8 protein-coding genes are annotated in these 14407 nt (G+C 72.2%); all 8 read right to left on the bottom strand.

Features of this window, described 5'->3' with window-relative positions:
- Positions 1-155 precede the first annotated feature (155 nt).
- The 8 genes from ACFC0Z_RS17725 to ACFC0Z_RS17690 all read right to left on the bottom strand — a co-directional run bounded on the left by ACFC0Z_RS17725 (position 156) and on the right by ACFC0Z_RS17690 (position 14180).
- Positions 156-1790, bottom strand: a complete 1635-nt coding sequence (locus tag ACFC0Z_RS17725; protein ID WP_376438375.1) for a glycosyltransferase — start codon at positions 1788-1790, stop codon at positions 156-158.
- Positions 1791-2227: 437 nt separating this feature from the next.
- The gene (obgE, locus tag ACFC0Z_RS17720; RefSeq protein ID WP_376438372.1) at positions 2228-3667 is read right to left on the bottom strand and encodes a GTPase ObgE; all 1440 of its coding nucleotides are present in this window, start codon (positions 3665-3667) and stop codon (positions 2228-2230) included.
- Between the two features lie 109 nt (positions 3668-3776).
- Positions 3777-4031: a 50S ribosomal protein L27 gene (rpmA, locus tag ACFC0Z_RS17715; RefSeq protein WP_015033582.1), complete on the bottom strand. Its 255-nt coding sequence runs from the start codon at positions 4029-4031 to the stop codon at positions 3777-3779.
- A gap of 13 nt (positions 4032-4044) precedes the next feature.
- Entirely contained in the window at positions 4045-4365 is a 321-nt protein-coding gene (gene rplU, locus ACFC0Z_RS17710) for a 50S ribosomal protein L21 (RefSeq protein ID WP_015033583.1), read from the bottom strand.
- A 242-nt stretch (positions 4366-4607) separates the two neighbouring features.
- A complete protein-coding gene (locus ACFC0Z_RS17705) occupies positions 4608-8450 on the bottom strand; it encodes a ribonuclease E/G (RefSeq protein WP_376438369.1) in 3843 nt (1280 codons plus the stop codon).
- 232 nt (positions 8451-8682) lie between these two features.
- Entirely contained in the window at positions 8683-9474 is a 792-nt protein-coding gene (locus tag ACFC0Z_RS17700) for a TIGR03936 family radical SAM-associated protein (protein ID WP_376438366.1), read from the bottom strand.
- Positions 9475-9729: 255 nt separating this feature from the next.
- Positions 9730-10380 carry a hypothetical protein gene (locus ACFC0Z_RS17695; RefSeq protein WP_376438363.1) on the bottom strand — a complete coding sequence of 217 codons (651 nt, stop codon included), beginning with the start codon at positions 10378-10380 and terminating at the stop codon, positions 9730-9732.
- Positions 10381-10586: 206 nt separating this feature from the next.
- Positions 10587-14180 carry a CDP-glycerol glycerophosphotransferase family protein gene (locus tag ACFC0Z_RS17690; protein WP_376438361.1) on the bottom strand — a complete coding sequence of 1198 codons (3594 nt, stop codon included), beginning with the start codon at positions 14178-14180 and terminating at the stop codon, positions 10587-10589.
- Positions 14181-14407: the final 227 nt, after the last annotated feature.

The following is a 14407-nucleotide window of genomic DNA, read 5'->3' as shown; positions in this document are numbered from 1 at the left end:
CTCCATGGTGCCTGACCGTCTCGGCCGACGAGGAGGGGCGCCGGAGGTGTCCGGAGAGCGCCGTGCAGGAAGCCGAAAGGTTACCTCCCGGAAGCCTCATTCCACACATCTCGTGCGGTACGGGAAAGGGATCAACGGCCTTGCGGAGATGTCGATCACCGTCTGGCGGAGATCCTCTTCAGCCGTCCCGACAGCACCTGGCGGGCGCCCGCCAGCCCCCCGACGAAGCGGAGGACGAGGCCTCTGCGCGCCGAGGCCACGACCTGGACGAGCAGGACCCGGCCGAGCCGTCCGAGGACCGGTCCGCGGCGGCCCGCGAAGCCGTTCGAGGCCCTGACCTCCGCCGTTCCGGTCGACCCGTCGGCGTACGTCAGCTCGGCGTTCAGCGACCAGGACGCGAGCCGGCCGCGGCGCAGCAGCCGCGCGGTCGGCACCGCCACGGTGGCCCGCCAGCCGCCGTCCACGGGCAGCAGGTGCGCCTCGGCGGTGACGCCGCCGTCCGAGCTCCGCTCCGTGAATTCCACTCGAACGGAGACAGGCCCGAGCTCGCCGACCCTGCCGTACAGCTCGTGCACGGTGAGTGTGAGCTTCGTCGCGGCACCGACGGTCACCGCGCCGTCCACGGCGACCGGCAGCTCGGCGGGAGTCAGCTCGGCGAGCCCGTCCAGGGGCAGGTCGGCGGGGGCCGCGGCGAGGACCGGCGAGCCGTCGGCGGCACGCGGATACGGCGGTACGAGCCTGGGCCTCGGGGCCGCGAGCTCGACGAGACGGGTCAGCTCCCGTCCCTGGGGCACCGCGGCGAGGGCCATCAGCGCGCCGTACAGCCAGCGGGAGGGCGCCTGGGCGGCGGCGACGGCCTCGGGCTCGTAGCCGGCGAGGCGCTCGCGGGTCTCCCACCAGCCGGCCCGGTAGGCGGCGGTCCGCTGCGGCAGCTCGCGCAGGTACATGGGGAGGTCGTAGTCGAGGAACTTGGTCTGCGCGGCGCGGGCCAGCGCGGGGCGGCCGGCCGTGCGGAACACGTCGACGACGGCGCTCTGCGCCTCGACCCGGTGCTGCCAGTTCTCGAGCGCGGCCCGGCGCAGCGAGATCGACAGGTTCGCGGCCTGTCGCCGCACGTTCCAGACGTAGACCGGCACGTCGGTGACGGCGAGCCGGGGGGCGGCGGCCAGGACGCGGGCGCTGAAGACGAAGTCCTCGTAGTGGAAGGTGCCGTCGGGGAAGCGGATCGCGTGCCCGTCGAGGAACTCGCGCCGGTAGAGCTTGTTGACCGAGAGCGTGTCGAAGAGGAACTCGGGGTGGTCCTCGATCCCGTCGAGGACGGTGCCGGGGAGCGTGGCGCCCCGGGAGACGTCGTACAGCGCGGGCGCCCAGACCGTCTCGCGGCCCTCGGGGAGTTCGCGGCGCACGCAGATCCCGGCGACGACGTCCGCGTCCTCCGCGTCGGCGACGGCGAGCAGCGCGTCGACGGCGCCGGGGAGGAGCAGGTCGTCGCTGTCGAGGAAGAGGACGTACGGGTGGACGGCGACGCCCAGGCCGTCGTTCCGGGGGGTGCCGCAGCCGCCGCTGTTGCGCTTGCGGACCAGCGTCCGCACCCGCGGCTCGTGGGCGAACGCGGCGAGCACCTCGGACGTGCCGTCCTGCGAGGCGTCGTCGACGACGACGACCTCGCCGACCGCCTCGCCTTGCGCGAGGGCGGAACGGATCGCGTCATGGACATGCGCGGCGTCGTCGTACGTGATGACGACGACGCTGACACGGGCCGGTTGCTGTGGCCGAGAGCTCTCATTCACCCGTGAAGACTACGGACCTGACGGACTCCTTCCGCCCCCGGCGTCGGGAAGTGGAGGTCCGGACACCCCGGAAAGAAGCGGCCGGAACGATCCGCCGGAACAGGTCGTACGCCTCCGTGCGAGAGCCGTCCGGCGCTGGCTGCGCCCGTACCGGCTTCATCCGAACGGGTGAACCCGGAAGGGGGCCGGAGGGGTCCCAGGCCCTCAGAGGGGCCGCCAGGCGCCCTCTCGGCGGCCGGGAACGGCGCAGGGCCGCCGGACTGTGCCCGGCGGCCCTGCGCACACCTTCCGCGCCCGGTTACGGGAACCGTGCCCGCACCGCTGAAGGAGCCTTCAGGATTCGCCCGCGAATCCTGCACCGAATCGACACCACCGCTCCTGAAGGAACCTTCAGGACGCGGTCATGACGCGGTCGGGAAGCGGTCCTGGAAGCGGTCCTAGAAGGGGTCGAACTCGTCGTACTCGCGCTGGGCGTCGTCCCGCTGCGCGTCGCGGTCGCGGCGGCGCTGGGCGGCCGGACGCGGGGCTTCGAGGCGGTGGTCCTCGCCTCGGCGGCCGAGCATCTCGGCGCCCGCCATCATCGTCGGCTCCCAGTCGAAGACGACCGCGTTGTCCTCGGCACCGATCGCGACGCCGTCGCCCGCGCGGGCGCCGGCCTTCATCAGCCGGTCCTCGACGCCGAGGCGGTTGAGGCGGTCGGCCAGGTAGCCCACGGCCTCGTCGTTGTTGAAGTCGGTCTGACGGACCCAGCGCTCGGGCTTGTCGCCGCGCACCCGGTAGACGTCCTCGGCCTCGTCGTACACGACGGTGAAGCCCGCGTCGTCGACGGCCTTCGGGCGGATGACGATGCGCGTCGCCTCCTCCACCGGCTTGGCCGCCCGCGCCTCGCCGACGATGCCGGCGAGCGCGTAGGAGAGCTCCTTGAGACCCGTACGGGCGACGGCGGAGACCTCGAACACCTGGTAGCCGCGTGCCTCCAGGTCGGGGCGGATCATGTCCGCGAGGTCCTGGCCGTCGGGGATGTCGACCTTGTTGAGGACGACGATCCGGGGCCGGTCCTCCAGGCCGCCGTACTGCGTGAGCTCTTCCTCGATGATGTCGAGGTCGGTGACCGGGTCGCGGTCGGACTCCAGGGTCGCCGTGTCCAGGACGTGGACGAGGACGGAGCAGCGCTCCACGTGCCGCAGGAACTCCAGGCCGAGGCCGCGGCCCTGGCTGGCGCCCGGGATGAGGCCGGGGACGTCGGCGATCGTGTAGACCGTCGAGCCGGCGGTGACGACGCCCAGGTTCGGGACGAGGGTCGTGAAGGGGTAGTCCGCGATCTTCGGCTTGGCGGCCGAGAGGACGGAGATGAGCGAGGACTTGCCCGCGCTCGGGTAGCCCACGAGGGCCACGTCCGCGACGGTCTTGAGCTCCAGGACGATGTCCCGGGACTCGCCGGGCTCGCCGAGCAGCGCGAAACCGGGGGCCTTGCGGCGGGCGGAGGACAGCGCCGCGTTGCCGAGGCCGCCGCGGCCGCCCTGTCCGGCGACGAAGGTGGTGCCCTGGCCGACGAGGTCGGCGAGCACGTTGCCCTGCTTGTCGAGGACGACGGTGCCGTCCGGTACGAGCAGGACGAGGTCCTGACCGTCCTTGCCGGAGCGGTTGTCACCGGCGCCGGGCTGGCCGTTGGTGGCCTTGCGGTGCGGCGAGTGGTGGTACTCGAGAAGGGTGGTGACGTCCTGGTCGACGACCAGGGTCACGTCGCCGCCACGGCCGCCGTTGCCGCCGTCGGGTCCGCCGAGCGGCTTGAACTTCTCCCGGTGAACGGAGGCGCAGCCGTGGCCCCCGTTACCCGCGGCGACGTGCAGCTCGACGCGGTCCACGAAGGTGGTCATGGTTCTGTGCCTCCAGAGAATTACGGGTGGGAATGTCTATCTAGTAACACGCGAAAGGCGGACCCGCTTCCCTGTCGGGAAGTGAGGTCCGCCTCCGCAAAGATTCCGATCAGGCGACCGGAACGATGTTCACGACCTTGCGGCCACGGTGGGTGCCGAACTGCACCGCGCCGGCCTGCAGGGCGAACAGCGTGTCGTCGCCACCGCGACCGACACCCGAGCCCGGGTGGAAGTGGGTGCCACGCTGGCGGACCAGGATCTCACCCGCGTTGACGGCCTGACCGCCGAAGCGCTTCACGCCGAGCCGCTGGGCATTGGAGTCGCGCCCGTTCCGGGTGGACGATGCGCCCTTCTTGTGTGCCATGTCTCAGTCCCTCTTACTTCGCAGCCGCGGGGATACCGGTGACCTTGATCGCCGTGTACTGCTGGCGGTGACCCTGGCGACGGCGGTAGCCGGTCTTGTTCTTGTAGCGCAGGATGTCGATCTTGGCGCCCTTGTGGTGGTCCACGACCTCGGCCGTGACCTTGATACCGGCCAGGACCCACGGGTCGCTGGTCACGGCGTCGCCGTCGACAACGAGCAGGGTCGAGAGCTCGACCGTGTCGCCAACCTTGGCAGTGGAAATCTTGTCAACCTCAACGATGTCGCCGACAGCAACCTTGTGCTGGCGACCACCGCTGCGCACGATGGCGTACACGCGGATCTCTCTCTCACTCGGGGTGGAACCTCTGAAGCCAGCCGCTCACACGGGCCCGGGGGCCCGCGGCGTTCCGGAATCGGACGAGCGGCCTCTCCCGACGAGCGGGAGGGAAGTGCTCAGAGGCGCGACGTGTCGATGAGACACGCCGACGGTCTAGGTTACGGGCGGCTGCCGCAGAGGGTCAAATTCGCCCGAGTGGGTGCGGGCCGTCCCTCAGGGGACGGCCCGCACCCGGTGGATCAGTCCTGGGCCGGAGCCGGGGTCTTCTCCGCCGCCTTCTTGGCCGGGGCCTTCTTGGCGGTCGTCTTCTTCGCCGCGGCCGTCTTCTTGGTCGCCGCCGTCTTCTTGGTGGCGGCCTTCTTGGCCGTGGCCTTCTTCGCGGTCTTGCGCGCGGCCGTCTTCTTGGCCGGCGCGGCCTCGGTCTCGGCGGCCTCGGGGGCCTCCGTGACCTCGGTGGCCTCGGCCGGAGCCGTGGCGACCACGACGACGGCGGCCTCCTCGGCGCCCGCGGGCGAACCGGCCGGAGCGGTGGCCTTGCGGACCACACGGCGACGGGCGCGCGGCGGGGCGGCCACGGGGGCCTCCTCGACGACGGGCTCGGGCGCGGCCTCCGCGACGGGCTCCGGGACGGTCTCGACGACCGGCTCGGCGACCGGCTCGGCCACCGGGGCGGCGGCGGGCGCCGCGGCCTCGGAGGTCGCCGTCGACACGACCGGGGACGTCGCCCGGCGCGTGGCGCGACGACGGCCACGCGGGGCCGGGGCCGGGGTCTCCTCGACCACCGGCTCCACGACCGGCTCGACCACGGTCTCGACGACGGGCTCCGCGACCGGCTCGGCCACCGTCTCGACGACGACCTCGGCGACCGGCTCCGGCGCGGTCTCCCGCGTCGGCTCGACCACGTAGGTCTCGGTCTCCACGACCGCCGGGCGTGCCGGGGCGGCCGGCGCGGTCACCCGGCGGGTGGCGCGACGGCGACCGCGGCCACCGCGCGTGGCGGCGGCCTCGGCCTCGGCGGCGGAGCCGTACAGCTCCTCGTCCGCGGCGATCGGCTCCGGCAGCGCCACCGGGGCGGCCAGCTCGGCGGCGACCTCGGCCTCGGTCTCGTGCTCGGCACCGGTCTCGACCGTGGTGTCGTGCTCGTGCTCGTGGGTGTGCTCGGCGCCGCCGCGGCCGCGCTTGCGCGCCCGCTTGCCACCGCCGCCGACCGCGGCCGGCTGCTCCATGTGGACGATGACACCGCGGCCGTTGCAGTGGACGCAGGTCTCGGAGAAGGACTCCAGGAGGCCCTGGCCGACCCGCTTGCGGGTCATCTGGACCAGGCCGAGCGAGGTGACCTCGGCCACCTGGTGCTTGGTCCGGTCCCGGCCCAGGCACTCCAGGAGGCGGCGCAGCACCAGGTCGCGGTTGGACTCCAGGACCATGTCGATGAAGTCGATGACGACGATGCCGCCCAGGTCGCGCAGCCGCAGCTGGCGCACGATCTCCTCGGCCGCCTCCAGGTTGTTCCTGGTGACGGTCTCCTCGAGGTTGCCGCCCTGGCCGGTGAACTTGCCGGTGTTGACGTCGACGACGATCATCGCCTCGGTCTTGTCGATCACCAGCGAACCGCCGGAGGGCAGCCAGACCTTGCGGTCCAGCGCCTTCATCAGCTGCTCGTCGATCCGGTACGTCGCGAAGACGTCGACCTCGCTGGTCCACTTGGACAGGCGGTCGGCCAGGTCGGGCGCGACGTGCGAGACGTACCCGTGGATGGTCTCCCACGCGTCGTCGCCGCTGACGATGACCTTGGAGAAGTCCTCGTTGAAGATGTCGCGGACGACGCGGACCGTCATGTCCGGCTCGCCGTAGAGCAGGCTCGGCGCGGAGGTCGAGATCTGCGCGGCCTTCTTCTGGATGTCGGCCCACTGCGCCTGGAGGCGCTCGACGTCACGGCGCAGTTCGTCCTCGCTCGCGCCCTCGGCGGCGGTGCGCACGATGACGCCCGCGTCCTCGGGGACGATCTTCTTGAGGATGGTCTTCAGACGCGCGCGCTCGGTGTCCGGGAGCTTGCGGCTGATGCCGGTCATCGAGCCCTCGGGGACGTACACGAGGTAGCGGCCCGGGAGGGAGACCTGGCTGGTCAGGCGGGCGCCCTTGTGGCCGATCGGGTCCTTCGTGACCTGCACGAGGACCGACTGGCCGGACTTGAGGGCGGACTCGATGCGGCGCGGGCCGTGGCCCATGCCGAGCGCCTCGAAGTTGACCTCGCCGGCGTACAGGACGGCGTTGCGGCCCTTGCCGATGTCGACGAAGGCGGCCTCCATCGACGGCAGGACGTTCTGGACCTTGCCCAGGTAGACGTTGCCGACGTACGAGGTGGCCTGCTCCTTGTTGACGTAGTGCTCGACGAGCACGTTGTCTTCCAGGACGCCGATCTGGGTGCGCTCGCCGCTCTGGCGGACGACCATGACGCGCTCGACGGCCTCGCGGCGGGCGAGGAACTCGGCCTCGGTGATGATCGGGACGCGGCGGCGGCCCTGCTCGCGGCCTTCGCGGCGGCGCTGCTTCTTGGCCTCCAGACGGGTCGAGCCCTTGATGGACTGGACCTCGTCCGACGGCTCGGCCTTCTCGCGCGCCGGGCGGGGCTCGCGGACCTTGACGACCGTACGGACGCCGTCCTCGTCGGCCGTGTCGACGTCGGCGGCGGTGTCCCCGCTGCGACGGCGGCGACGGCGGCGACGACGGGAGCTGCTGGAACCGCCGGCGTACTCCTCGGCGTCCTCGTGCTCCTCGTCGGCCTCCTCGGCCTCGTCCTCGGAGCGGGCGTCGTCCTCCCGGGACTCCGTCTCCTCGCCGTCCTCGGTCTCCTCGACCTCGGCGAGCTCACCGCGACGGCGGCGACGGCCGCCGCGACGGCGACGACGGGACGGGCGGTCGCCGTACTCGTCCGACTCCTCGGCCTCCTCGGCCTCGTCGAGCTCGTCGGCGACGGCCTCGACCTCGGGCTCGTCGGCGACGGTGGCCGGGACGGGCTCGACGGCGACGGGCTCGCCGCGACGGCGACGGCGACGGCGGGAGCCGGTCTCGCGCTCGACGGGCGCGGGAGCCGTCTCGACGGCCTCGACCGTCTCCTCGATCTCCTCGATCTCCTCGATCTCGTCGAGGTCGTCCTCGATGTCCTCGACGGCCTCGACCTCGGCCGCGGCGATGATGGCCGCGGTCTCCGGGGTCTGGAACATCGGCTCGGCGAAGACCGGGGCCTGGAAGACGGCGACGGCCGGGCGCTCGGCGCGGCGGGCGCGGGAGGTCTCCGGGGTGGTGGCCGGCTCGGAGGTGAACTGCGGGGAGGTGGCGCGGCGGCGGCCGCGGCCACGGGTGGCGGCGGTCTCGGCGGCGGTGACCTCGGCCTCGTCGGCGGCGATCTGCGCGACGGCGGCCTGGGGCGGCGTCTCGCCGGTGGCGGTCTCGGCGGCCTCGGGCGAGGTGGTCTTGCGGGTGGCGCGGCGGCGGGTGCGCGGCGCGGGGGCCTCGACGGCCTCCTCGACGACCGGCGCGGGCGCGGCCTCGACCTCGGCCTCGGGCGCCTCGGCAGCCGCCGTCGACGTCACCGGCGAGGTGGCCTTACGGGTCGCACGGCGACGTGCACGCGGCGCGGGGGCCTCCACGGCCTCCTCGACGACCGGCGCGGGCGCCGCCTCGACCTCGGCCTCGGGCGCCTCGGCAGCCGCCGTCGACGTCACCGGCGAGGTGGCCTTACGGGTCGCACGGCGACGCGTACGCGGCGCGGGGGCCTCCACGGCCTCCTCGACGACCGGCGCGGGCGCGGCCTCGACGACCGGCGCGGCGGTCTCGACGACCACGGCGGCCTCGGCGGCCGGGGCGGTGGCCTTGCGGGTGGCGCGGCGGCGGGTGCGCGGCGCGGGGGCGGCGTCGGTCTCGGCCGGGGCGGCCGGGGTCTCGACGACCGCGGGGGTCTCGGTGGCCGCGGCCTCGGCGGCCGCCGTCACCGGCGGGCCTGCGGGGCGGGAAGCGGCGCGGCGCCGACGGCGCGGCGGCAGCTTGTCACCGGGGGCGTTGGTGTCTTCGTTGGACTCGAGCATGCGGGGTTCTCCCGTCACGCTCCCGGGCGCCGCGCCTGGTTCCGGTCCGGCGGCACGGTCGCGCCTGTGGCGCGGTGCCGCCGTCCGGGGCGCGGGCGCCGCACGGGAGCTGATGTATGGCTCGCCGGTTCCGTACGCCCTGTGCGGACGGCCTGGCGAAAGTCTCCTGGTCTGTGCGCTGCCCGACCCAGGTGGCTCCCGAGTACGAGGGCTGCGCTACAACGACCGCTCCCTACGCGGTACCCGCACCCTGCGCCGTCGCTGAGGCGGTCGCGGCGGCCGTGGTAGAAGCGGCCTTGACTGCCTCGCGGTCGGGCGCGAGCGGGTCGGTCACCGTGCCGGACTCCTCGTCGAAGAGCCCCTGCGCCAGCCTGGTCACCGCTGCGGGGACCGGCGGCGCCAGGTCGGCCACAGCTCGGAGACCGGACAGGACGTCGTCGGGTCGCACGGCAGGTGTCAAATGCCGAACAACCAGCCGCAGTATCGCACAGGCGCTGTCCAGCGGCCTATCACCCTGGGGATCGCCCTGGGGACCGGACACCGTCAGCTCGGTGACCGCGGAACGGGCGTCGAAGGTGCGGATGCCGTTCTTGGTCTTGCGCTGTACTTCCACGGTCTCGGCGGCGAGAAACGTCTCGGCGGCCTTCGACGCGTCCTCGACGGTGACGCCTTCGAGCCGCAGCTCCCACACGGAGGCGGTGAGGCGGTCGGCGAGTCCCGAGGTGCGGGCCTCGACGGCGTCGGTGATGTCGAGCCCGGCGGGCAGGGACTCGTCGAGCAGGACGCGGAGCGTCTCGGGGTCGCGCGTCTGGGTGAGCGCGATCTCCAGGTACTCGGCCTCGGAGCCGGTGCCGGTCGGCGCGGCGTTGGCGTACGACACCTTGGGGTGCGGGGTGAAGCCGGCCGAGTACGCCATGGGCACCTCGGCTCGGCGCAGGGCGCGCTCGAAGGCGCGCTGGAAGTCGCGGTGGCTGGTGAACCGGAGGCGGCCGCGCTTGGTGTAGCGCAGTCGGATGCGCTGCACCGCCGGTGCGGGCGGCGGGCCTTCGGGCTGTCGCTTGCCCAGTGGTTCTTCTCCTCGGTGCGGGGCGGGCGCGGGGACGCGCCGCCCAAAAGCCTGGGGACCGTTCCTGGGGGGCCTGCCCGGATCACCCCCGCGTCCTGCGGGGAGATTCTCGGGGGCGGGCGCCACGCCGGGGACGTTCGTTGTACTACCCAGAGTACGCGCCCCGGCCACCTCGGGTTCCCGGGAGGCGCCCGGGTCCCCCTGGCGCACGGGTCAGCGGGGGCCGCCGAACAGGGCGGTCCGCACCTCGCGGGCGGCGGCGCGCACGGCGCGTCCGACGGCGGCGAGGGGGTCCCAGACCCAGGCGCGCAGCCAGTGGCCGAGCGGGGTGAGCAGGACGCGGTAGGTCCAGGCGAGGGGGCGGCCGACGAGGTTCCACAGCGTCCAGCGGAGCGCGCGGCCGACGGCGGCGGTGATCCGTCCGCCGATCCGCCAGGCCCAGGCGAGGGCCGCGCCGGCGACGCGGCAGACGGGGCCGAGCACGTACCGCCAGAGCCAGGTGAGCGGGGTGACGAGGAGGAGGTCGGCCACCCACCACAGGGCCTTGCAGACCGGGAGGAGCACCCACTCCCACAGCCACCGCACGGGGACGACCAGGAGGTAGTGGCCGAGCCAGGCGAGGGCTCGGCCGATCGGGGCGAGGACCCACTCCCCCAGCCACCGGAGCGGAATCACCAGGAGGTGGTGGGCGAGCCAGGCCAGGGCCCGGCCGACCGGGGCGAGGATCCAGCGCCAGAGCTGCCGGAGGCAGTAGGCCAGGGCGTCCCAGACGAGCCGGACGGGCAGGACGACGACGAGGGCGACGGCGCGCGCCGCTCCGGTGAGGCAGCCCGGGGCGTCCGCGCCCGGGTTTTCCGTGTTCATGCCCAGAACGACGCCCCGGGCGGACGGAGGGTTTCCGCCGCCCCGGTCCGTCACCAAGGCGTTACGCGGCCGGACGCGGGAGACGGGAAGGGCCCCGGCCCGCAGGGAGACCTGCGGGCCGGGGCCCTTCCTCGTGCGGCACGTACCGACTGGAGCGGCGCGGACCGACTGGAGCGGCGCGGACCGACTAGAGCGGCGCGGACCGACTAGAGCGGCGCGCCGTCCTCGGCCGTCTTGAACATCAGGTCGGCCAGACGCTCCGACGCGTGGCCGTCGTCCAGGTCGCAGAAGTTGTGGTGGAACCTGTCGTACTTCTCCTGGTACTCGACCGCCACCCGGTCCGAGTCGAGGATCGCCTGGATCAGCTCCTCGGAGGTCTCGATGAGCGGGCCCGGCGCGTCCTCCTCGAAGTCGAAGTAGAAGCCGCGCAGACGGTCGCGGTAGTGCTCCAGGTCGTACGTGAAGAACATCATCGGACGACGCAGGTGGGCGTAGTCGAACATGACCGACGAGTAGTCCGTGATCATGATGTCGGCCGCCAGGTACAGGTCCGCGATGTCCGGGTACTCGGAGACGTCGAAGACGAAGCCGTTCCCGGCACCGGGGACGAGGTCCACGATGTTCGAGTGGCGGCGCACGAGGAAGACGTGGTCGTCGCCGAGCTTGCGGCGGGCGTCCTCCAGGTCGACCCGGAGGTCGAACTTGAACTGGCCGCGGCTGTGCGACAGGTCGTCACGCCAGGTCGGCGCGTACAGCACGACCTTCTTGCCCTTCGGCAGGCCGAGCTTCTCCTTCACCGCCGCGGCCCGCTCGTCGCGGTCCTCGGCGTAGAGGTAGTCGTTGCGCGGGTAGCCGATCTCGGCGATCAGACCGTCGTAGCCCATGGCCCGCTTGAGGATGGGCGTGCTGAAACGGTTCGACGAGACGAGGATGTTCCAGCTCGCCGCCTCCTGGACCAGACGCTCGTGGTAGTTCGGGTCGAACTGCGGGGCGTCGATGTCCAGGCCGATCTTCTTCAGCATCGTGCCGTGCCAGGCCTGCACGATGACCTGGCCCTCGCGCCGCTTGATCCAGTGCGGCAGGTGGGCGTTGGTCACGATGTACTTGGCGCGGGCGAGCGCCTCGTACCAGTCGGCGCCCTGGAAGCGGACGGCCTTGAGCGTGTCGGGCAGCTCGACCTGACCGTCGCGGACCACCCAGAGATGCTCGACCTTCGAGCCGCGGCGCAGCAGCTCCTCGTGGAGCGCGCGCGGGCTGTCGGAGTACTGCTTGCCGTTGTAGCTGATGTACAGGACCTGGTCGCGGAGCGGCAGCTTGCGGCCGTCCTCGTACACCTTCTGGCGGAGCTCGTACTGGCGGTTGGCGCCGCGCTCCTGGTCGTTCAGGTCGGGCAGGCAGTTGAGCTGCGCCTGGTCCTGCCAGTGGACCTCGAGGCGGTAGTCGCGCCCGTCGGCCGAGCCCTCCAGCGGGAACGTGGCCACGGCGAGCCGGTCCGCGACGACCGTCAGCTGCGGGTCGGTCTCGTTCGCGCCGTCCAGGCGGAAGACCCAGCGGCCGGCCTTCAGCGGCAGGTTGCCGTTGGCGCCGGACATCCGGGAGGGGCGGAAGGTGGCCTCGAAGGTGCCGTCCGCGTGCACCGTCAGCGGGACCTTGCGCTCGTCGAAGCGGCTCTTGGCGCTGACGACCAGGTGGTAGCCGTCGAGGCCGATCGGGGCCGTACCGCGGATCGTGAACGCGCCGCCGTCCTCGGCGATGCCGGTGATCCGGCCGCGCAGCGGGCGACCCGAGAACTTCAGGTAGCCGTTGGTGCCGGAGAGGACCGCGACCTCGTTGAGGTCGGCGCCCTCGCCGAGGGAGGCGGGCAGGCGGACCTGGAGGTCGGCGAGACCGTCCTGGACGACGACCTTGACGTTGCGCGGCTTCTGCTCCGGCTCGTGGATGCGGATCTGGCTGCTCCAGTTGCGGCGCATGGCCTTCGCGGCGTCGGGGGTCGCGGCGTCCAGGTGCTCCGGGAGCAGCGCGATGTCGCGCAGCGGCACGCGGATGCGCAGCGGCTTGGCGGAGTCGCTGTCGTCGAGGACCTCCGCCGGGTAGAGGGAGGCCTCGCCGCTGCTCTGGTTGATGACGCGCAGGAAGAGCTCGGTGCCCTCGGCGACGGTCTCGCGGAAGGTGCCCTCGATGACGAGGTCCTCGCCGTCGGCGCGGAAGGAGGTGATGACGGTGGGGACCCGCTCGATGCGCAGCTTGAGCGCGGCCTTCCGCACCTCGGGGACGATGCGGTACTCCGCGTCGAGCCACTGGTAGGGCGGGTAGGAGAGGCGGTCGGAGCCGTACGCGTGCACGGAGCGGGAGCGCACGAGGCCACCGGACATGACGCGCATGCCGACGTGCCAGAGGCCTTCCTGCCACTGGTCGCCCTTGCGCAGGCGCGCCGGGTCGATGACCGTGTCCCAGCCGGCCCAGTCGAAGGTGTGGCCACGGCCCTTGTGCCCGGAGGCGGTGGTGGCCTCGGGGGCGAAGGTGTTGCCCAGCGGGATGAGGGTACGGCGCTGGGTGCCCTCCTTCTTCAGCTGGAGGACCTTGACCACGCTGCGCTTGCCGGTCTGGTCGACGCGGTCGATCCAGGCGTGGCCGGCCAGCTTCAGCTTGCCGTCCTCCCAGCTCAGCTCGGTCAGCGGGGAGCGCAGCTGGAGGTCCTTGTCGACCCGGAGGATCTTCTTGGGGACCAGGTTCGGCTGGGACTCCAGCGCGGGGTACTTGGCGTACTTGCGCAGGACGCCTTCGAGGAGGACCGGCTCGCCGAGGCGCTCGTCCTCGATGAAGGAGATGAGCTCCTTGACGGCGTGCTTGCGGACGAGCAGCCACTTGACGCGCAGGGCGGTCGCGAGGCCGTCGATCAGCGTGAAGTCGATGCCGTCGAGGAACTTGTTGGCCGAGCGCATGAACTCGGCGTGGTACTCGGCGTCGCCGTCGGGCATCACGTTGAGGAAGATGCGCAGGTCGCCGGTGAGGACGGTCCGGTCGTACTCCCGCTTGAGCGCCTCGGCGCCGGGGCCGGTCTGTCCGGCCAGGAAGCGGCTGACGGACTCGACGGCGGAGGCGCGGTCGCGGGCGGCCTTCGGCACGTTGCGGCGCTGGGTGATCGACGGGTTCGACACGCCGTCGCGCAGCCGCCAGTAGTACGTGGTCTGGCTGATGATGTCGACGGACTCGGCCAGGTACTGGGCCGGCACGATGACCGGGGTGTCCTCGTACAGGACGCCCTCGGGGAAGCGGAAGCCGTGCTGGTCCCAGAAGGAGCGGCGGAAGACCTTGTTGCACGCGATGCGGTCGGTGAGCAGGATCCGCTTCTTGCGGACGTGCGTCTTGCGGACCGCGCCGCGGGACAGGAACTTGTGCATGGGCGACTGCCACACGCGGGTCGAGTTGATGTGCTCGACGTTGCCCGTCGCGAACGAGGACTGGGTCTCGTCGAGGGTCTCGATCATGATCCGGTAGGCGTCCGGCGGGATCACGTCGTCGCTGTCGACGAAGGCGAGGTACTCGCTCTCCGGCGCCAGCTTCTCCAGACCGGTGTTGCGCGCGGCGCCCAGGCCGGCGTTCTCCTTGCGGATCAGCCGGAAGCGCTCGTCCTTCTCAGCGAACTCCGCCGCTATGGAGTTGGACTCGTCCGTCGAGCCGTCGTCGATCATGAGAACTTCCAGGTCCTGGAAGGTCTGCACGGCGAGCGAGTTGAGGCAGGCGGGTAGGTACTCCGCCACGTTGTAGATCGGGACGATGACGCTGAGCCGGGGTGCCATGAAGTTCTGCGTTCCTTTCCGTTTCAGACCCGCTCGACGTGCTCGAGCGCCTGAGGGGGTGACGGGGGCGTGCTTTCTGTTTCCGTCGGATCCCCGAGATCCGACGGACGACGTTCTGGGCCGCACACCCGCCGTCGAACTGCAGTACTTGTCCCGTACCCCGTTCGCAGCTTAGCTGCCGACACCTCCGCCCCCACCCGAGCTCAGGGTCCCGCGGGACCTCTCCG

The sequence above is a fragment of the Streptomyces sp. NPDC056144 genome (assembly GCF_042264145.1).
In the GTDB taxonomy this organism is placed as follows: Bacteria; Actinomycetota; Actinomycetes; order Streptomycetales; family Streptomycetaceae; genus Streptomyces.
The sequence above is the reverse complement of the archived record's forward strand: the minus strand, read 5'-3'. Positions and strand labels throughout refer to the sequence as shown.